This is a genomic window from Pseudoflavitalea sp. G-6-1-2 (genome assembly GCF_012927185.1).
Taxonomy (GTDB): Bacteria; Bacteroidota; Bacteroidia; order Chitinophagales; family Chitinophagaceae; genus Pseudobacter.
The window spans coordinates 965,655-983,897 of sequence record NZ_JABBGB010000002.1; the positions used below are offsets into that span (position 1 = coordinate 965,655).

Sequence of the window (18,243 nt, forward strand, 5' to 3'; positions counted from 1 at the left end):
TTCGCTTCTTCGATAATCGATATCTATTCATCTTCATTGAGAAAATAAAGCCGCTTTTCCATAGAGAGGAAATACTGAATTGCTTTTTTATATTTCTCCGTATCGGTTCTTCCTACAAAATAGGTTTCATGTTCATCCCCCTGCCCATCACGGGTGTAGAGCAGTACTTTTGTTTCGCCATTCAATAACTCGCGGATATGGAAAATGTAGAATTCATAATCATCCTTCTTGCCGGGAATTTCTTTGCAGATTCGAAATTTACCCCAACCAACATTATCTTCATCAGGTTGCGTAAAACCCATCCCGAATGATGATTGCCAGAGATCTTCATCGCTATCCGGACCATATTCCTTCGCAATATCCAATGCAAGTATTTTTTCAACACGCTTCCGTGTAACGGTTTCATCGAATTTATGCATGTAGTACTCCATTTCAGACCACTCAGTCAGCAGGTTTTTCCAGAGGGTTGATCCCATCGAAATAAATGGCCGCTGCCCGGGGAGCGTGGGATCGAAGTAATACCAGTCCGGTTCTTTGTCTTTTTCAATGATACGTACCAGAATATTCAACTCCTGCTTTGTTTCCGCAGCATCTTCCTGATCGCCTGCAAGTTGAAATCCTACTAAGATCGCTTTGTTCCCCTGTTCAAAATAAACGGTTTCCGAGAAAGGCATTTCTTTCATGACCCTTACTCTTTTGTAATCTGCCCCTTTCCAGTATTCCTGTGTTTGCCAGCCCTCATTTTTATCGGCAGGATAATTGTCCAGGAAAAGGATTGAATTCCGGAGACGTGTGAGATTTTCTATGGTAAGCAGATCATCCTTAAACACAAACGGAATGCTTTCCGGCACTTTTTCCACGAGTACAGATCTGCCTTCGTCAAAAAATGCTCTGATAGTACTTCGCACAATGATCGGCTCATCATCACCCAGTATTAGCACTTCAGGATTGAGGATGGATAAGGCATCATCATCGAGCATGTCTCTTTCGTCCCAGAGAAAATGCTGCACATCTACCATTCTTTTTTCGTCGAAGCGCTTATAATCGAAGTGGTAATCTTTGGAGATGAATACCCGGGCAGTAATAGAACCGTTTACCTTTAGTTCACCATGATTGTACTCTCCAAAGAATAGTTCAGCTACCTGAAGATTTTTATCGACGTAGATCTCCTGGCCACCTACCACGATGTTCTTTGCTGTAAGATCGCCGAGCACAATCAAACCGGTTGCACTATCTACTTCTTCGTTGTAGATATAGTTATCTACGACCATATTTCCTTCTACCAGAATCAGCAGCGCATAACCGGGCTCAACACCGCGGCTTTCAATTCCGAATGGATCATTCAGATCGAGATCACTGATATGCAGATCACCATTGAAATACAGTACTGGTTCATTATCCAACTCTCCGTTTTTCCTTTCATTCCGGCTATAAGCCCAGCAGTCTTTGGGGAGTTTATGCTTGATGTCTGAAAACAATAATTGCTGATAATTGATGCTCATAGGGTGATTAATTTTATTGATGGCTTTGTGTTTGTTCTTTCTGATATTCCTCTTCCCTGATTGTCAGTTGTTCTCTGTTGATGCCGGCTGCAATGTCATTCGAATAAAGGGTTGTTCCATCCGGCAACTGAAGTTTATATCGGATTCTTGCAGAGAGGCTTCCTTCATAAGCAGGAATGGGAAACTTCCAATATTCTTTCGATGACAATACCAGTTTATGTTTGCTGTTTCCACAAGTTATTGATGGAAGGTACTCGACAGGCTGCCATTGTTCATCAACCCAGGCTTCTGCAATAATATTCAGGCGACTGTCAAGTGCAGGCAATTCAAGTGCCATAGCAGTTCCATTGGAAAGATACAATGCCCACGGAGCAGCTTTTGTTTCCCTGAATAATTTCAGCGTTACAGCAAACAACACAAAGGGTATTCTGTTGTCAGCAGGTTTCGGGAAATTATCACTGGGTGCAAAACCACCTGCGGCGCTGCTGTCATGCACGCGGGATGCTGCATAACAATACCCTTGTTTCATATAATGAATATTCATTGGTTGAGCATTTAAAGTTTGTATGGCAAATACAGCTGCTATGATTATTCTCCATCTCATATCAATTCTATTTATCGGATTTATTCTTTGCTCACAATGAAGCATCTCTCCGGAACTGGCTATTTTTTCGTAAATACAACATCGATTTTGAAGACCTTCTTATTCTTGTAGAATACAAACAACTGCTTGTTTCCGGGTAAATTCCAACTATCTGCATTCCAATCTTTTTCTTCACGATAATCACCTTGCTGCTTCAGCTTTTCTCTCACATTTTTTCTGCTATCGCTGAATTGAAGTCTAAAGGGAAGTTCACCTGCATATGTTCTTACCTCATTGTGAAATATCACAGCATGCAACACCCATGATACTTTTCCGGGAACCTTCCTGTAGCTTTCTTTGAAGGCGGAGGCATCAATAAATTCCAGGTGCAGACTACCGCCTGCAACAGGCCAATATCTTTGGTGTGCCGCCCTGATGGGCATTTGCATAAGGTAATTGTCCCAGATGTTCAAAGACTGGAAGATGGCTTTCAATTCAACATCATCACTGCTCTTCCCAACTGCCGACAGCCAGACTTCAGCAGGAATTGCTTCTGGCAGGCTTTCATCGCTGAGATTCTCCACTCTCAGCTGATCTGGTAAAGTTTCTTCCTTCACCGATAACTGTTCCTTGTTGATGCCACACCAAAGCTCATTCGAGTACACAAAAGTGCCATCAGACAGACTGAGTTTGTAACGGATCTTTGTGGTTATGTCTCCTCTGTAGCCGGGAATGTTAAAGCTCCAGTAGTGCAAGGGAGCAAGATCCACAATCACCTGATGGCTGTCTATATGTTGAGGCATATACTCTATCGGCTGCCAGGCTTCATCTACCCATGCTTCGGCAATAATGGGCAATCTGCTGTCAGTAGTGCGAAACGAAATCGTTTCATCGATTCCATTGGACAGCATCAGATTTGGAGCGCTGCCGTACCATGGCCTGAAGATTTCCAACGATACTTTCTTCATAGGAAAAGGTACTCTGTTATTGATTCCACAGGGATAGTTGGCAGACAGCTTTGCATCATCCGAGGCAGTACTGTCTTCTGCAAAGCCTGATGCAAAACAATATCCTGCTTTCATATAACGGATATTCATCGTTTGCGCGTTTGCCATGTTAATATAAAACAGTGTAGAAATAATGAAGAATCGTTTCATCCCGGCATTGATGTTCACTTCAAATATAGAATCATTACCCGCTATCACAACTCACCGGAGAACATGAAATCAAAAATACCGGAAAGCAGGTAGGCGGCACTGTATCAGCAGAGACAGGGTTCAATCCTGAAGTATCCGGACAGCGCAAACACTGACCGAAAAATCCCGGATTACGGGGACTTGAAGCGCCGATTGTATCAGTAACTTTGAACAGCAGAACATTCACAAGATGTACAAATCAATCATCCAAATACTACTTCCAATTCTTGCAACCATGGCAACCCACGCACAGACAGGTAAGCTGTACGGAGGAGTAATCAATTCAATGTGTGGTAAAACAAGCACTGGAGGATTCAACAACAGTCAGCACAGGCTTTTCCATTTCAAAGAAGACACTGTCGGAATCCTCGATTACGAGATTGAATTTAAACAAGATGATCGTCATCATCTGTTCAGCGGAACTCACGGTGACTGGACCTATTACAAATGGACCCAAAAGGGAAACACCATCACTATTCAGGGAAAGCAAACTATTTTACTGACGCAACCACCGGGAAATGATTACGAGTTGTTGCAGAAAAACAGCAGCTCCCCGATTCATTTTTCAATCAAACACCCGCCGCAACCCGCTGCGGACGTAACAGACAGGTCATATGCTTTTGAAAAAGACAATACATCCACGTTGATCTCATTTACCAAAGACAGTCTGCAAATACTTGAATTCGACTCCGGCGATGTGATCAGTGCTGAAAAATACGGCTGGCTTGCAGTTGACGAAATCATACTCATATTTGGACCTTCCACGCAGCAACTGATTTTCTGGAATCGCAACAACACCATCAGTCTGTCAGATGGAAGAGTACTCGGTGAAATCAAAACACTATGAACCCAGGGCTCGAAACACTTCTGCAAATTTTCAAGTCGGGATCTCTCATCCGTTCAGAGAAACAAACCGAAAATCGGACATATCGTTTCGAAGGCATTCCGGAACAACATGCCGAAGGTGCAGAATCGTTGCAGGCGAAACTTGGGTATTCCATCGATAAAAACATCCTCGATTTCATTAGTATTTTCGGTGGAACGAAGTTGTTCATAAACGACTTCGGAAACAGTATCAATATCTATCCCTTCGATGCAATTCTTACAGAAAACCTTCGTATTGCCGAAGAATTAGGATCATCCCACTTCCCAGTGCTTGTCATGATCGGGGAAGATACCGTCGGCGACTACCTCTGTCTCTACAAAGACGTCAAAAATGTAGTGCATTTCGGCAACATGCACCACGAAGTGATGGGTGCTTCACCTGAAGACTGGATGACTGGTTTCACCTGCGCACATTTCCCTTCATGGCTATCGATGTTTGTAGAGCAGCATGGCAATACGCTTCCGGACAAAACCTGCAGCTATACAATTTTCGAAACGATCGAGTACATCTATGCTCCACAGGCAAGTCGTTATTTGAAAGCAGGTAAACCTTTGGCGCTTTTTCTCGCAATGAATGTTCAGGATGGCAAATACATTTACGAGTGGTTGCGGTTTGAAAAACAAGATGCACAGATCAGCGCAACATGGATTCATTCAATCTATCCCGGTGAACATTCAAATGATGTGGAGTACTTCGAAACATTCAACAGTAATTACAGCGAAGCAGAAAAGTCAGCCAGTAAGTTTACAGGCAGCTTTGAAGCATGCCTGAACTGGGCAAAACTGCAACCAGCCTATCATGCAGCAGCATTTCTCAGACTTGCCGATCTGCCTGTTCATTTTTCAGGCATACTATCTCTGATTCAAAAGAAGCATCAATAATTCATCATTGGGGAAATAATACAGCCCCAGACCGATTCAATAAAATAAATCTTTCAAAACAAATAGCTGTATGGAAGCCAAAGAACAATTCAGACAAGCAGCGTTAACAAACGTAATTGAGGTCATCAGCAATATTCCCGAATCCGTCAGAAGAGATATTTATGCCCTGTCTTTCTGGTATGATGGCGATGTTGATGTGGCGCGTAATGCTGCAATTTTTGTAGGCTACAACACTGAACAATATTATCAAACACAGATCACAAAGGCGCCAACGCCCGCCCAGGCCAGATGGAACTTCGCATTCTGGCCTCCGAATGAATACGGTACCATTGGCGGTTGTGATAATACTTTTTTACAAAGCTGGTTCCAATCAACTCCCTGGTATTTTTCTGAGGAAGAAAATGATGAAGCAGATTACGACGATGACCTCACGGAAGAAATTCTCGAAAAAAGTGAACAGCTGGAAAAATTATTCATCGAAGAAATCATTTCACTCACACAACAACTGTTTGCGGAAGGCTGGATAGAAAAAACGTTCCATAGAAACATCCCGATACTCATTCACGAAACCGCATACTACGAAAAGCCCATCAGCTGGACAGTCCGTGCCAACCCTCCCGGACTCACCGACGAATTTGTACAGGCATTCCCACTAACATAGTGATGCAGCATTGCTTCATAAATGAATAACATTGTTAGCATCATTATTTTGTAATTTGGCGCCTGATTTGTGATAAAACCATCAATAGAAATACCCATGGCAGACACCAAACTCTTTTTTGCAAAAGGCGACAGTCCCGAAATGATCGCAGCATTTGAAAAAGCTCAACAGACGTTCAAATATTTCTGGAGAGAAATGTCGTGGGAATACCGCCGCATCATTCCTGCATTGGATATGGCTTGTGTTAAAGTGGCCTTTTCAGAAGAAGTGGCCGGACAGGAAGAACCCATCGTTGAACATATGTGGATCAATCAGGTTGGCTTCGATGGCATAAACGTTTACGGAGAACTCATCAACGAACCAAACGAACTCACCAATATCAGCAATGGCGATGAAGTAAACGTTCCGCTGACGCAGATCAGCGACTGGCTCTTCGCATCCAATGGCAAAACCTACGGAGGATTCACCATTCACGCCATGCGCGCGCAAATGTCTGATGAAGAAAGACAGGAACACGATACTGCATGGGGAATCGACTTCGGTGATTTCAACGACATCGAAATTGTGATGAACCAGAAAGAGCAACCCGAAAATCTCGAAGTGCATCCGATGGACAGAAACACCAAAGAAGGCATGCTCAGTTTCCTGAAAGAAAACCCCGGTGAAGTAAAAACTACCGATGAACTCGGGCTTACCCTGCTGCATATTGAAACCATCGCCGGAAACCTCCATGCCGTTGAAGCATTGCTGGAAATGGGAGCAGATAAGAATGCTGCTACACCAGACGGAAGAACAGCGCTGGATCTCGCGAAGCTGCTCCAATGGAACCACCTGATTCCTGTGCTTGAAAAGTAAAGCTTGCTGAATCATTCAAATATTTCGATCCCGGTTAGTGTCAATACTGACCGGGATTCTTTTTGCATAAATACCAGTATCCGGGGATACGCCCGGCCCTCAGTAAGCAGTAATTTGCAGGTATGATACATCCACCCAGCAGCCTTCTGTACCCGGCAGGACAACTCCGCAGCTTCGTGAGCAAATCTATGTTCATTATACTGCTACTAATCGGCAACATAAGTCATGCACAAAACAAAGTCACTGATTTGGAAGTTTATAAAATAGTATATTCCTCCTATACAGAACCACGTGCGGAGGATGGAGAAGTCAAGGCAGTATCCATTCCGAAGAACGAAGTCCATAAATTCTCCTTATTCGCACATTCACGGTATCTTTTGGTAACCGATCGTATTAGTAAAACAGATTCTTCCAAATGGCTCGTTCAATACAATGAGAAAAAATTGTGGGAACTGCGAGGAAGCATCGCATTGCCCTTGAGTTATGATGATTTCCTTACCTCGGATGTTTATCTTGAAAACGAAGAGCGGGATAGTCTGCTGATGGATTATGGCATATTGACTTTTACAGTAGACACGGCCACTATTGAAGGGTATCACTGCAAAAAAGCCATTATCGAAATTACGGCAGCCGATAAAGTAAGTTCTGATCCGAAAAAATTGATGCATATCTGGTATTGCCCGGAGCTTCCGGCTGCTTATTGGCCAACTATGAATCATCTGGAAAGGATACCGGGCGCCTTGCTCCTGACGAAATACGACAGGGGATACGGAGATGTAGAATGCATCAGGGTCAAAAAAATCACTAAGCAGAAAAAAGCCGCTACCTTTTTCAATATACCGAAGAATATGATGATTCTCTATCCTCCTTCAATGAATTAAACTGTAATGAACAAATTCCGTTCTGTGACACTGCCTCTTTGTTGTATCCTGTCTTTGGCACCAGCCCGGCAGACGATGGCGCAAAGCAAATCCCGTGCAGATATATTGCTCACGAATGCTTCAGGAGATTCTTTACTGCTTCCTGCATCATATTATCAGGCAGTCCTGAAACATTACCCTGAACTGATCCATCATGCAAAACCACAGGCTCCGGATCAACTGTATTTTTCAAGAAGCTCTGCACTGCTCTTCTTCGACAGCGAAGCCGGTAAAGATTTGTATTATGATGTCTATGCATACTTTCTGAAACAATCACAACCTGGCAAGGCTGCCATCAGAAAAAAACTGGATAGCCTGTTCCGCCATATCCATACCCTGTATGCGCAGCTGAAATGCAGTGGTGGTCAATATTACGTCCATCGGGAGAACCGCATACCAGCATATGTTGAATACGCTGTTCACAAATATTCAAGATCTCCAGAACAGTCCATTGATAATGCGGCAAAACAGCGGCTTATCGCATCACTTCGTCAGTTGGTAAACGATGAGCTTGAAATTGATGATGATGTAGTTGGATGCGAAGCAGAACGCAAACAAACACTACCTGCCCTGATCGTGTCTATCGACTCATTGATTACAGAAAATTTCTACCTACAGGAAGCACTGTCATTTCTGGAAGCCACAAAAAAAGGAGACTAAAGTCCCCTCCAAATGTAAAAACGTTATTGCATTCCCTTTACTAACAAGGGCCCCAGTAAGAGATCCGGATCAGTTTTCCACCTTTGAAATCGAACTTAAAAACATCATCAGAGCTCAGATCCAGTTCGAGAAACATCTCCGTCGTTCCTCCATTCTTTTTAGCCTGCTTCGCAGAAACCGGAAATTGTTTGCTCATTTGTTCCAGTGTGGTGTTACGATCGAACCTGCCACCAGACCAGGTAATAAACGCATCCGGACTCTTCACCAAATCGATGCTATGATAAAAAACACTATCCCTGTTCTTCTCTATGTCGAATCCTTTAATGCGGATCACATGCGACTCCGCCGCTTCCTGCGGGAAAAAAGATCCGCACTCCAATGCTTCAGGATTGGTGTAGGTAACCAGCCCCAGCAACTTCACAACATCACTCAGTTTGCAGGGTAGCGAGAGTTTTCCGTTCAGCTTTAAAGTGGCCACAGATAAAGTTTCTTTAGTCTGCGCAGACACCTGAAAAGCAGCAGCAAAGAAGGCTGTAAGAACAAGGAGTTTTTTCATAATGATTTTTAATAAAAAAAACTACTGCTTTTATGCAATAGCGGGATGATGATTAATTGTTTTCATCATAAATAATATGGTAGATCAGTTTTGTAATCTTTCCGTTGTTGAATTCCAGTATCCAAACATCATTGGAATCACCGAGTGTACGGATCCAGAATTTCTTTGCATCCTGATTGGTCTTTTCTTTGGCTGTTCTCGGGAAACGCTTTCTGATGTCCTGCAAAGTGGTTGCATTATCAATTCTTCCTCCGGACCAGCTGATAAACACATCAGGGCTTTTGCTGAAATCGATGGCACGCAGGTGCGCATTCTCTACACAGGTTTCCAGCTCAACACCTTTGATACGTACCACATTTGAAGGCGCTTCTTCGGCAACGTAATATGCTCCGCTTTTCAAATCATCCGGCTCTCTGTGAGTGATTGCACCAAGCTCTTTCACTATATTCTTCAGTTTGGCATCCAGCACCGGAATTTTCCCATTGAGTTTCACAATTTTGGGATTGAGAAACTCCGTCTGAGCAGCTACCTGCAGCGCAGAAATCACACATAGCAAAAGGAATAAGGCCTGTTTTTTCATGCTTTGTTTTTTGAAATCCGTTCGTCCCGTTTTTGAAACGGGACGAACGGCCAGATATTATTTATCGAGAAAACTAAATTTATCTTCAAACATCGGTCCAACAACCGGCACAGGTTTCATCTTTTCGTTTGCGGCATTGATGATGCCCAGTATCCAGAGTACCAGCAGCACAATGTTTACATAAGTGAGTACTGCAAGTGCCGGAACCATACGCACCACAATTCCCAGAATTATGCCGATTACGATGCCAATGATGGCCAGTCCGAGCGATTGTTTCAAATGATAGCTCACCAACGGATCTTTCGCTTTGTCTTTATATTGAAAGAACGCGATCAGCCAGCCAATGATTGTAATGTAGGAAATAATTGAGAGTGTTTTCTTGTCCATCTTGTGGTGTTTTTGTCATTGTTTATTGATATGGCAAAATTACCTGCAAGCAAGGAGCTACACTATCCCCGGAACCAGCTATTTTGATCAGATCAGTCCATACTTCGATGCGAGTTTGATCACCGCAGTCATCGAAGCCACATCGAATTTTTCGATCATGTTCTTGCGATGGCTTTCTACCGTGTGCATGCTGATGAAGAGCTTCTCTGCAATCTGCGTGGTGGTGAGTCCCTGACTTACCAGCTCCAGAATTTCTTTTTCTCTTCTGGTGATCTTTGGAATTTCTGCCAGATCGTTTTCCGACACCTGCGCCATGATCTCCTTCGTTTTGCGGCAGAGATAATTATTGCCATTGAGCGTAGTGTGGATGGCAGTGATGATTTCCTCTCCTACTGAATTCTTCAGCACATAACCATTGGCGCCACTGTTGAGCATATTCTTGATTACCGTGCGTTCGTTGTGTACACTGAGTGCAATGATGCGGATATCCTTATCATGTTTACGCAGCTGCCTGCAGATCTCAGCACCATCGATATCGGGAAGATTTATATCGAGCAATACAACATTCGGATCGAGTTTACCGATGGCTTCAATACCTGATTTCCCATTCTCGAAATATCCGGCGAGCGACATATCGTCGCGATTGGATAACAGGTTCTTCAGTCCTTCCAGCACAATCGGGTGGTCGTCGATAATGATCACTTTAATCATGATTCAGCTTTATTATTTGATAGAACATTCAATAGTAAATGTGGTGCCTGTACCGGGAGCCGATTGCAGATCCAGCCTGCCATGCAGCATTTCCACCCGCGAGCGGATATTGGCAAGCCCGGCTCCTTTGAGGCTTTCCAGCTGCGATTTATCGAGGCCTTTGCCATCGTCTTCCACAGTGAGAAAAATATGATCGTCGCTTTGCTGCAGCTGCACCAGTATTTGCGAGGCTGCGGCATGTTTTACGGCATTGTTCACCAGCTCCTGCATAATGCGATACAGGGTAACCTGACGGCTGTGATCCATATCGTTTTTGTATCGCACAACCTGACAGTCGATAGCGATGCCCGATTTCTTAAGCCCGTTGCAATATTCGCGCGTGGCTTCTCCCAGGCCGTATGTGAGCAGCACTTCGGGCATCATGCTTTTGGCAATTCTGCGCAGTTCATCAACAGCATTGTCGAGATGATCGAGAGAGTTGCTTACAATGGTTTGCTGCTTTTCTTCCTTCACCAACGGAGTCAATCCGGATAGTTGGATTTTTACGCCGGAGAGCAATCCACCGAGCCCATCGTGCAGATCGCGCGCGAGGCGGCTTCGCTCCTGCTCCTGCCCTTCGAGCATGGCGGAGAGGTTGGAAATGCGGTGCTCCTGTTTCATTTTATCTACCTCAAATTCGTGCAGCCTCTTCGCCTGCTTCAGTGTTTTGGAACGTTGCTTGTAGGCGTAGAAAAGAAAGAGCAGCACCAGCAGCAAAGCCACTGCGAGTGCGGCATAGATGCGGTTCATCTTTCTGTTGAAGTTCATTCTTTCTTCCATCGCACGCAGTTCCTGCTCACGTTTGGCCGTTTTGAAATTGGCATTGGTGAGTGCCAGTTGCTTCTGTTCGGTTTCGAACCTGGCAGCCAGCAACGCCTTGTCTTTTTCTGAAGCGGCATAGCGGGCTGCAAGTAAGGCCTGGTCTTTTTCTCCTGACAATAATCTTGCCTGAATCAATTCTCTGTTACGCTGTTCAGCGATGAGCCGTATTTCGAGCAGGGCCTTTTCTTTCTTCGCATTTTCATACCGGGCTTCAAGCTCTTTGGTCTTGTTCATTTTACTGGCATCGAACAACTCTTCATACAGCTTCATGTATTGTTTGTAATGATGCAGTGCCTGGGCAGTATCTCCCCGTTTATCGTATGCTTCGGCTACGCCGAGAAAAGATTGCGATAGATTGAATTTATCAGCCATCGGATCTGTGATGCTTACGGAAAGGGCCTGATTGTAATAGGCAATGGCTGAATTATAATCGTTATTGCTTTGCGCAATGCTGCCGAGCATATTGTACACGCCGGCCTGTACCGAAAACTGTTTGGTGCGTTTACCTTCTACCAGTGCAATCTCGTTGTAATAATCGATACTGTCTTTGTATTCTTTTGTTTTGGGGAAGTAGGCGAGAAATATATTGGAGATGCCGATGGCGCTGAAAGGTATATCGCTGGGCGTGATCAATCTCTCCCGATTATTCATTGCAAGATTGAGGGATGTGCGCATGTAATACAGCGCTGAATCGAGCCATACACGCTGCGATTCATCGTTGCGGAACATATTGATGAAGTAAGAACCTCTGTCCTGATTGGCGGTGATCAGTTTGTCGAGCAGATTGAGTTTCTTAGCTGTTTCCAGTGCAAGCCTGGTGTATTTCTCCACATTGGGGAGATCGTACCAATGGAAGTAGATGCCCACCATTTCACCATAGATGGTCTGTTGAAACTTCAATGAAGTAACCGGTTCCTGCTCAAACAGATCGAGTGCCTGCTGAAAAGACTGCATGGCCTGTGGCTCTTTCTGGGCACGGCTTTCAAGCCATCCTTTGCAGTAGAGCACATATCCCTGCGAGGTTTTACTGGTAGTTCTTTTAGAATACCTGAAAGCACTGTCGAGTGCACGATCAGAAGCTTCGCTGTCGCCGGTAATGGAGAAAGATAATGCCAGCGCTCCGTATGCGTGTGCACGGTATTTTCCGTCTTTCAGCGGAGCTGCCATGGCGATGGCTTCGCGATAGATATCCTGCCCTTCGGTCCAGTCTTTATTGAAGAACACAGCCTGCGCCAGACGCACCATGGTTTCAACACGGGTACCAAGCGGAAGGCTTTTCTGATTTACGATATTCCTCAGAGAGTCTTCCAGCCGCTGTGCATGCACGTTAGTGCACAAGAATGCCAGTATCAAAATAATTACACCATGTATAGATATCCGTTTCCGGTTTGTCATTCCTTATAAATTAATAGCAGCAGCAACAGCCAATCGATAGCACACCACTGCAACTTACGCAAAACTACCACTCCTCAGCCGCATTAAAATAGCTGGTTCCGGGGATAGAAAACCCCTGCATACCGGTATAATTTTGTGTCATTAGAAAAAACAAAAATAATTGAAGATGAAAAAACTCAATGTAATTCTCGCTTTCTTTCTGCTGGTAGCTGTTAGCTGCAATACGCCAAACCCTGTTGAATACAACAACAAGCTGATGACGGCCATGAACGATAATGAAAAGGAAATGAATCAGATGAACGGAGCCATGAACAGTCAGGATTACACCAAAGCTGAGTCCGTTCGCAAAACCTGGGCAGAGAAGCTGGGAAAATCCATTGCAGATATAGAAAAGATGGATCAACTGAAAGACGACGAAGGCCTGAAATCAGCCATCACAGAAGGTTTGAAAGGATACAAGAAAACTGCCGATGTAGATTACAAAAGCCTCATCGAGCTGCGTACCAAAGAGAAAAACGGTGATGCAACTGTAACGCCTCAGATCAACAGCATTCTCGAAAAAATGAACAACGAATACGAACTGATCGCCAACAATATCAATAAGGCTGCCGCTGCATTCGAGAAGAAGTTTGCAGGAAAATAATAATCCTTATCCGTACTCTATCTGTGTTTAAAAACCGACCCGGCTCTTATGAAGGTTGGATCAATTTGGGTGTCTCGGATCTTGTGTATTGAAAAAGCCGGCAATCGATGCCGGCTTTTCCTGTATCAGCTATGCTGAAATGATTTATTTCACTTTGATGCCGCTTGCGAGCAGGCTGATCTCTTTTTTAGGTTGCGTGATGGCCTCGATCTCCTCTTTGGATTTTTTTGCGTCTTCTGCGTAGTGGCGGAGCCTTTCAACGGAAGTGGTGGAAACTTTGGCAACTCCTTCGAGAAGGATAGTTTTGCCTTCGAGGTCCACGGGAACGAAGAAAGCATATCCTTTCATTTTAACGAATGCCGTGGTGCTGTCGTTCACCTGCAGCTTCACCCAGCAGCCCTTTTTGGGGCAAACTTCCAATACTTTAGCCTCGATGGCAACATTGATGCTGTCGTTTTTTGCCAGCATGGCGGGTAATTCGGCAATGGGAGTAGCTGAAGTGGCGGTTAAATTGGCTCCATAAACGGTTCCGGGAGTAGCCGGACCTTTAGGCGGTTGTGCCTTGGCCAGGGAGAAAGAGCAGATCAGGGCTGCGCTGAACAGTAGATTTTTCATTTTTTTCTCTGAAGGTTTTTAGATACCCAAAAATAACGGATTCCCGCGGTAATATTAACCCTTACGGATGTGGATATTAGCTTAAACGGCGTACCTTTATCCCCAATCCTGCTTAAAACTGGTCTTATTGTTTTATTAATCAATTGAATTTCCCTACCTTTGCAAACTCTTTAAAAGGAGTAGCTCATGAATCGTCGGAATTTTGATATCGCTTTTGTCGGTCTAAAGCCGGGCATCCATGAGTTTGAATATGAGATCAATGACAAGTTCTTTGAGGATTACCAGGAACAGGATTTCCGGAACTGCGTAGCCAGAGTGAAACTGACCCTCGACAAACACCCCAGCTTTATGATGCTGAAGTTTGAAGTGGGCGGCAAACTGGATGTTACCTGCGACCGTTGCGGAAATGATCTGCCACTGGATCTCTGGGACGAGTTCAATATCGTTGTCAAGATGGTTGAAGAACCTGAACTGATGAACGACCAGGAAGAAGATCCCGATGTGTATTACATATCGAAAGGCGAAAGCCATCTGAGGATCGCAGACTGGATCTATGAATTCGTAAACCTGAGCATTCCGATGCAGCGCATGTGCACCCCCGAAGAAATGGGTGGACCCGGCTGCAATAAAGAAGTACTTGCCATGCTCAAAAAGCTGGATGCACAGAACAACCAATCTGCCAACCCGATGTGGAAGGGATTGGAAAAGTTCAAAGATTTGGAAGATAATTAATTAGTCATTTTTTATAGTTGTATAAATTTCTGAGTTATGCCCAATCCGAAACGGAGACATTCTCAACAAAGAGGTGCTAAGAGAAGAACTCACTACAAGGCTGAGAAAGTTACTTTAAGCAAAGACAGCACTACTGGCGAAATTCATGTACGCCACCGTGCTCATGTTAGCGAAGGCAAACTGTATTATAAAGGAAAAGTGGTGGCCGAAAATTCCCCCATTAAGTAATTTCCTTTCCTAATACAAATGTCTGATCGCCGGCTATGATTATCGGTTTAGATATGATGGGTGGAGACTTTGCACCCCGCGAAGCGGTGAAAGGGATACACCTGTATTTTTCTGAGACAAAATCACCGGCAACGCTGTTATTGACCGGAGATGAAGCGCAAATAAACCCTTTGCTGCAGGAATTCAATATTCCGGCAGACAAAGTGAAAGTGGTGCATACTACTCAGGTCATAGACATGAATGAGCATCCCACTAAAGCGCTCAAGGAAAAGCAGGATTCTTCTATAGCTGTAGGCTTCTATCTGCTTGCCACCGGCAAGTCTGAGGCCTTCATAAGCGCCGGCAACACCGGTGCTATGCTTGTAGGCGCCATGTATAGCATCAAAGCTATCGATGGTGTTCAACGCCCAACAATCTCTACGCTTATTCCCAAAGACAATGGCAAAATGGGTGTTCTGCTCGATGTAGGACTCAATGCCGATTGCAAACCGGAACATCTGAACCAGTTTGCCATCCTCGGCAGTCTCTATGCCCAGCACATTCTGGGTATCGATAACCCACGCGTTGCCCTCGTGAATATCGGAGAAGAAGAAGGGAAAGGAAATATCCTTGCCCAGGCCACTTATCCCCTGCTCAAAGAGAACACTGCCATCAATTTTACCGGCAACGTCGAAGGCCGCGACATCTTCCTCGATAAGGCAGATGTAATGGTTTGCGAAGGTTTCACCGGTAACGTGATTCTGAAAATGGCAGAGAGCTTCTACGAGATCACTCATGCGAAGAATATTCAGCACGAATATCTCGACCGCTTCAACTTCGAGAACTATGGCGGAACACCTGTACTTGGGGTAGCCAAACCCGTTATCATCGGGCATGGCATCTCTCACGCAAAGGCGTTCAGCAATATGATCAAAGTAGCTGAAAAGATGATCGCTTCTGATTTGCTGAGCAAGATGAAAAGCAGCTTCGACGGAAAAAGTACAGAACAATAAGCTCCACAGCATACGATTTTTTAAAACCGGATCCAGTATCCGGTTTTTGATTATACTGCTGTATTTGAACAGCCATTACTATACCGCATGAAATCTATTGTAGGTTACTTACGGCAATACGCGCAATCTCTCCACCTGATATCCTTTGTGGGTATCACTCTGCTGACGGCTGTTCTCGTTACGCTCAACTATACTTTCGGCATCGAAGCCAACTGCATGGATATCGAGCATTACGGTCTCAGATTCCTTGCATTCTTCGGAGTATTTCTCTTTGCTTTCGGCGCTGCCTGGCTGATTCAGATTGCTGCACATAAGAAATCCATTCAGACTCCCCCATTCTTCTGGCTGTTGCTGGTGGCTGGTCCGGCCATCTTTGCAGGAAAAGTTTCCTTCGACTGGCTCACACGCCTCTTCACCAACGACTTCCCTTTCCCATGGGATCATTATGGTTATATGGTAGTGAACTGGCCGTTGAAATGCTTGTTGGTACTGGGTTTGATTGCTCTTTTGTGGAAATGGGGACAGTTCGGCAAACCGGTTGCAGGGCTCAGCTCCCGCGGCTTCAATGCAACGCCCTACTTTATTCTGCTGCTGATGATGGTGCCGTTGCTGGCATTCGCTTCTACCCAACCCGATTTTTTGCGCACCTATCCGAAAGTGCATCGCATAGATTTTATCGCTCCTTATGTAGAAAGCAATTGGGGTTATAAACTGCTCTACGAAATCTCCTACGGCATCGATTTTCTCACTATCGAAACATTCTTCAGAGGGTTTCTCATACTCGCTTTCGCGCGTTATGCAGGCAAGGCGGCGATTCTTCCCATGGCCGCATTCTACTGTGCCATTCACTTTGGCAAGCCATTGCTGGAGTGCATCACTTCTTACTGGGGAGGACTGATCTTAGGAGTGGTGGTCTATCACACCAAAAGCATCTGGGGTGGATTGATTGTGCATTTGGGTATTGCCTGGCTGATGGAGATCGGTGGCGCTATCGGGCATACCTACCTGAAATGACCTGAAAAAAAAATTCAACTACAAACCTGTAAGCCGGATCCTGTATGCATTCCTTTCGGAAAACATGGCTATCATTTATCTGCGCCGCCCATTACTGAACGGCTCTAGCTGCCTACCCACCCAATCTTCACTTGCGTGAACGAAGCGAGCAACTTCATTGATTGGTATACATGGCATTTCAACATGCAAGGTTTACCCCCGATGCCGATTACCCGGCACCGCCGTGGGCTCTTACCCCACGTTTTCACCTTTACCTCTGCTTGCGCAGGGCAGTTATTTTCTGTGGCACTATCTGTTCCGCAGGGATCGCATGTACAATCAGCTACGGACCCGGCGCTTAACCGGTGCATTGCTCTGTGTTGTCCGGACTTTCCTCTCTGCCTTGCGGCATAGCGATAACCCGGTTTGTAGTTGAACGGCAAAGTTACTGAAATACGCTGATTCGATTTCCGCTGAAACTGAGTTCTGTAGTGCAGGTTTCAATAACGTTTATTATTTTCACCGGATAAACCTAAGCAATCCTATTATGATTTCGTTTACCCCATCGGGCGCCATACTCCTTGGCGTGTTCTCACTTCTGTTTGTCCATTGTTCTCAACAGAAAGCACAGAAAAATATTCAACTCGTAAAACAGATAGAAACAGTTGAATTCGGAGGTGCCTATATTTTTTCTGATAAAACCGGAAATGTACTTGAGAAGTGGGGAGGCAAAGAGACCATCTATTTCTATGATGATATGATAATGCACCAGATACCTGTTCTTCGTTCTAAGTCTGCCTTCAGGCCAGAAAATGGAGAACTCGTAAAAGTGATGGATTCTGTATTGCCTTCCTCCTCCAGCTATGTTGTTTTTAAGGCTGATAACGACAGCATCGCATTTTCTTACGACTCAGTTCAGGGGCCCATTACCGATACGATCTCTGTAGAAAAATTCTTATCAAACAACTTCCGAAGGTTCGGAAAAAACTTCAAAGACAACAGTAACCAGATCCTGATTTCGGGTGATAAAAACAGTAACGTCATTACAGAGAAGTACATCTATCAGGAAAAGAAAGACAACTCCTACCCTGATACTGCCTATTACACTTTCCGGAAAGATCATAACAATCTCAGGTTTAGCATCTCTCCTTCACTCGACAGTCTGAAAAAAATGAAACTGGTGAAACTCAATTTGATTTTCAACCCTGCCCCACAGGGAAAGGATACTTCTTTGAGGCTCGAAAGGCAGATTACTATTGAAATGGAGAAGAAACAAGTACAGGATCCTGCTCTTATCATTGCGCTTTTCAACCGGTTTGCAAAAGACCGGGCAGCATATGTTCCGCGTAAACAAAATCAATAGTTGCAAATAACAAAATGCCTGCATAGACTAAATCTGTGCAGGC

Annotated in this window: 21 protein-coding genes and 1 other RNA gene; 12 read left to right on the forward strand and 10 right to left on the reverse strand. The window is 44.6% G+C overall.

Going from position 1 to position 18,243, the window contains the following annotated elements; all coding sequences use genetic code 11:
• Positions 1-23: 23 nt before the first annotated feature.
• From HHL16_RS13525 to HHL16_RS13535, 3 genes are all read right to left on the reverse strand, one after another.
• Entirely contained in the window at positions 24-1,502 is a 1,479-nt protein-coding gene (locus HHL16_RS13525) for a hypothetical protein (RefSeq protein ID WP_169425727.1), read from the reverse strand.
• 13 nt (positions 1,503-1,515) lie between these two features.
• Complete coding sequence (locus HHL16_RS13530) at positions 1,516-2,031, reverse strand: hypothetical protein (RefSeq protein WP_169425728.1); 516 nt, start codon at positions 2,029-2,031, stop codon at positions 1,516-1,518.
• 134 nt (positions 2,032-2,165) lie between these two features.
• Positions 2,166-3,182, reverse strand: a complete 1,017-nt coding sequence (locus HHL16_RS13535) for a hypothetical protein (RefSeq protein ID WP_169425729.1) — start codon at positions 3,180-3,182, stop codon at positions 2,166-2,168.
• Positions 3,183-3,516: 334 nt separating this feature from the next.
• Here HHL16_RS13535 and HHL16_RS13540 point away from each other — a divergent pair, with 334 nt between their 5' ends.
• The 6 genes from HHL16_RS13540 to HHL16_RS13565 all read left to right on the forward strand — a co-directional run bounded on the left by HHL16_RS13540 (position 3,517) and on the right by HHL16_RS13565 (position 8,144).
• Complete coding sequence (locus HHL16_RS13540) at positions 3,517-4,128, forward strand: hypothetical protein (protein WP_169425730.1); 612 nt, start codon at positions 3,517-3,519, stop codon at positions 4,126-4,128.
• Positions 4,125-5,048, forward strand: coding sequence for an SMI1/KNR4 family protein (locus HHL16_RS13545; RefSeq protein WP_169425731.1), 924 nt, complete (start codon positions 4,125-4,127; stop codon positions 5,046-5,048). The genes HHL16_RS13540 and HHL16_RS13545 overlap by 4 nt, the downstream gene beginning before the upstream one ends.
• Positions 5,049-5,118: 70 nt before the next feature.
• Positions 5,119-5,709 (forward strand): DUF4303 domain-containing protein, encoded by a 591-nt coding sequence (locus tag HHL16_RS13550; RefSeq protein ID WP_169425732.1) that lies wholly within the window; start codon positions 5,119-5,121, stop codon positions 5,707-5,709.
• Positions 5,710-5,805: 96 nt separating this feature from the next.
• Positions 5,806-6,564 (forward strand): DUF2314 domain-containing protein, encoded by a 759-nt coding sequence (locus HHL16_RS13555; RefSeq protein WP_169425733.1) that lies wholly within the window; start codon positions 5,806-5,808, stop codon positions 6,562-6,564.
• A 188-nt stretch (positions 6,565-6,752) separates the two neighbouring features.
• Positions 6,753-7,445 carry a hypothetical protein gene (locus tag HHL16_RS13560; protein WP_169425734.1) on the forward strand — a complete coding sequence of 231 codons (693 nt, stop codon included), beginning with the start codon at positions 6,753-6,755 and terminating at the stop codon, positions 7,443-7,445.
• A 75-nt stretch (positions 7,446-7,520) separates the two neighbouring features.
• On the forward strand, positions 7,521-8,144 hold the full coding sequence (locus HHL16_RS13565; protein ID WP_169425735.1) for a hypothetical protein: 624 nt from the start codon (positions 7,521-7,523) through the stop codon (positions 8,142-8,144).
• A 40-nt stretch (positions 8,145-8,184) separates the two neighbouring features.
• On the opposite strand, the gene HHL16_RS13570 is transcribed toward HHL16_RS13565, so the two are convergent.
• The 5 genes from HHL16_RS13570 to HHL16_RS13590 form a co-directional block, all read right to left on the reverse strand.
• Positions 8,185-8,700 carry a hypothetical protein gene (locus tag HHL16_RS13570; RefSeq protein ID WP_169425736.1) on the reverse strand — a complete coding sequence of 172 codons (516 nt, stop codon included), beginning with the start codon at positions 8,698-8,700 and terminating at the stop codon, positions 8,185-8,187.
• 52 nt (positions 8,701-8,752) lie between these two features.
• Positions 8,753-9,280, reverse strand: a complete 528-nt coding sequence (locus HHL16_RS13575; RefSeq protein WP_169425737.1) for a hypothetical protein — start codon at positions 9,278-9,280, stop codon at positions 8,753-8,755.
• 57 nt (positions 9,281-9,337) lie between these two features.
• Positions 9,338-9,667 (reverse strand): DUF4870 domain-containing protein, encoded by a 330-nt coding sequence (locus HHL16_RS13580; protein WP_169425738.1) that lies wholly within the window; start codon positions 9,665-9,667, stop codon positions 9,338-9,340.
• Positions 9,668-9,754: 87 nt separating this feature from the next.
• Positions 9,755-10,378, reverse strand: a complete 624-nt coding sequence (locus HHL16_RS13585) for a response regulator transcription factor (RefSeq protein ID WP_169425739.1) — start codon at positions 10,376-10,378, stop codon at positions 9,755-9,757.
• A gap of 12 nt (positions 10,379-10,390) precedes the next feature.
• The gene (locus HHL16_RS13590; RefSeq protein WP_169425740.1) at positions 10,391-12,634 is read right to left on the reverse strand and encodes a sensor histidine kinase; all 2,244 of its coding nucleotides are present in this window, start codon (positions 12,632-12,634) and stop codon (positions 10,391-10,393) included.
• A 166-nt stretch (positions 12,635-12,800) separates the two neighbouring features.
• Between HHL16_RS13590 and HHL16_RS13595 the strand changes: the two genes are divergently transcribed.
• Positions 12,801-13,277, forward strand: coding sequence for a hypothetical protein (locus HHL16_RS13595; protein WP_169425741.1), 477 nt, complete (start codon positions 12,801-12,803; stop codon positions 13,275-13,277).
• A gap of 144 nt (positions 13,278-13,421) precedes the next feature.
• On the opposite strand, the gene HHL16_RS13600 is transcribed toward HHL16_RS13595, so the two are convergent.
• Positions 13,422-13,892: a DUF4920 domain-containing protein gene (locus HHL16_RS13600; RefSeq protein WP_169425742.1), complete on the reverse strand. Its 471-nt coding sequence runs from the start codon at positions 13,890-13,892 to the stop codon at positions 13,422-13,424.
• Between the two features lie 186 nt (positions 13,893-14,078).
• Between HHL16_RS13600 and HHL16_RS13605 the strand changes: the two genes are divergently transcribed.
• The 4 genes from HHL16_RS13605 to HHL16_RS13620 all read left to right on the forward strand — a co-directional run bounded on the left by HHL16_RS13605 (position 14,079) and on the right by HHL16_RS13620 (position 16,858).
• The gene (locus HHL16_RS13605) at positions 14,079-14,624 is read left to right on the forward strand and encodes a DUF177 domain-containing protein (protein ID WP_169425743.1); all 546 of its coding nucleotides are present in this window, start codon (positions 14,079-14,081) and stop codon (positions 14,622-14,624) included.
• Between the two features lie 36 nt (positions 14,625-14,660).
• Positions 14,661-14,852: a 50S ribosomal protein L32 gene (rpmF, locus tag HHL16_RS13610; protein WP_127124431.1), complete on the forward strand. Its 192-nt coding sequence runs from the start codon at positions 14,661-14,663 to the stop codon at positions 14,850-14,852.
• Positions 14,853-14,887: 35 nt separating this feature from the next.
• Positions 14,888-15,844 carry a phosphate acyltransferase PlsX gene (plsX, locus tag HHL16_RS13615; protein ID WP_169425744.1) on the forward strand — a complete coding sequence of 319 codons (957 nt, stop codon included), beginning with the start codon at positions 14,888-14,890 and terminating at the stop codon, positions 15,842-15,844.
• 87 nt (positions 15,845-15,931) lie between these two features.
• The gene (locus tag HHL16_RS13620) at positions 15,932-16,858 is read left to right on the forward strand and encodes a CPBP family intramembrane glutamic endopeptidase (RefSeq protein WP_169425745.1); all 927 of its coding nucleotides are present in this window, start codon (positions 15,932-15,934) and stop codon (positions 16,856-16,858) included.
• A 13-nt stretch (positions 16,859-16,871) separates the two neighbouring features.
• Here the strand turns inward: HHL16_RS13620 and rnpB are convergent.
• Positions 16,872-17,270: RNase P RNA component class A (gene rnpB / locus HHL16_RS13625), an RNA gene on the reverse strand.
• A gap of 114 nt (positions 17,271-17,384) precedes the next feature.
• Here rnpB and HHL16_RS13630 point away from each other — a divergent pair.
• Entirely contained in the window at positions 17,385-18,200 is an 816-nt protein-coding gene (locus tag HHL16_RS13630; protein WP_169425746.1) for a hypothetical protein, read from the forward strand.
• Positions 18,201-18,243 lie beyond the last annotated feature (43 nt).

What these genes read in the sequence shown, in the direction of transcription:
- HHL16_RS13525 (WP_169425727.1), bottom strand. Translation starts at nt 1,502, where the DNA reads ATGAGCATCAATTATCAGCAATTATTGTTTTCAGACATCAAGCATAAA.
- HHL16_RS13530 (WP_169425728.1), bottom strand. Translation starts at nt 2,031, where the DNA reads ATGAAACAAGGGTATTGTTATGCAGCATCCCGCGTGCATGACAGCAGC.
- HHL16_RS13535 (WP_169425729.1), bottom strand. Translation starts at nt 3,182, where the DNA reads ATGAATATCCGTTATATGAAAGCAGGATATTGTTTTGCATCAGGCTTT.
- HHL16_RS13540 (WP_169425730.1), top strand. Translation starts at nt 3,517, where the DNA reads ATGGCAACCCACGCACAGACAGGTAAGCTGTACGGAGGAGTAATCAAT.
- HHL16_RS13545 (WP_169425731.1), top strand. Translation starts at nt 4,125, where the DNA reads ATGAACCCAGGGCTCGAAACACTTCTGCAAATTTTCAAGTCGGGATCT.
- HHL16_RS13550 (WP_169425732.1), top strand. Translation starts at nt 5,119, where the DNA reads ATGGAAGCCAAAGAACAATTCAGACAAGCAGCGTTAACAAACGTAATT.
- HHL16_RS13555 (WP_169425733.1), top strand. Translation starts at nt 5,806, where the DNA reads ATGGCAGACACCAAACTCTTTTTTGCAAAAGGCGACAGTCCCGAAATG.
- HHL16_RS13560 (WP_169425734.1), top strand. Translation starts at nt 6,753, where the DNA reads ATGTTCATTATACTGCTACTAATCGGCAACATAAGTCATGCACAAAAC.
- HHL16_RS13565 (WP_169425735.1), top strand. Translation starts at nt 7,521, where the DNA reads ATGGCGCAAAGCAAATCCCGTGCAGATATATTGCTCACGAATGCTTCA.
- HHL16_RS13570 (WP_169425736.1), bottom strand. Translation starts at nt 8,700, where the DNA reads ATGAAAAAACTCCTTGTTCTTACAGCCTTCTTTGCTGCTGCTTTTCAG.
- HHL16_RS13575 (WP_169425737.1), bottom strand. Translation starts at nt 9,280, where the DNA reads ATGAAAAAACAGGCCTTATTCCTTTTGCTATGTGTGATTTCTGCGCTG.
- HHL16_RS13580 (WP_169425738.1), bottom strand. Translation starts at nt 9,667, where the DNA reads ATGGACAAGAAAACACTCTCAATTATTTCCTACATTACAATCATTGGC.
- HHL16_RS13585 (WP_169425739.1), bottom strand. Translation starts at nt 10,378, where the DNA reads ATGATTAAAGTGATCATTATCGACGACCACCCGATTGTGCTGGAAGGA.
- HHL16_RS13590 (WP_169425740.1), bottom strand. Translation starts at nt 12,634, where the DNA reads ATGACAAACCGGAAACGGATATCTATACATGGTGTAATTATTTTGATA.
- HHL16_RS13595 (WP_169425741.1), top strand. Translation starts at nt 12,801, where the DNA reads ATGAAAAAACTCAATGTAATTCTCGCTTTCTTTCTGCTGGTAGCTGTT.
- HHL16_RS13600 (WP_169425742.1), bottom strand. Translation starts at nt 13,892, where the DNA reads ATGAAAAATCTACTGTTCAGCGCAGCCCTGATCTGCTCTTTCTCCCTG.
- HHL16_RS13605 (WP_169425743.1), top strand. Translation starts at nt 14,079, where the DNA reads ATGAATCGTCGGAATTTTGATATCGCTTTTGTCGGTCTAAAGCCGGGC.
- rpmF (WP_127124431.1), top strand. Translation starts at nt 14,661, where the DNA reads ATGCCCAATCCGAAACGGAGACATTCTCAACAAAGAGGTGCTAAGAGA.
- plsX (WP_169425744.1), top strand. Translation starts at nt 14,888, where the DNA reads ATGATTATCGGTTTAGATATGATGGGTGGAGACTTTGCACCCCGCGAA.
- HHL16_RS13620 (WP_169425745.1), top strand. Translation starts at nt 15,932, where the DNA reads ATGAAATCTATTGTAGGTTACTTACGGCAATACGCGCAATCTCTCCAC.
- HHL16_RS13630 (WP_169425746.1), top strand. Translation starts at nt 17,385, where the DNA reads ATGATTTCGTTTACCCCATCGGGCGCCATACTCCTTGGCGTGTTCTCA.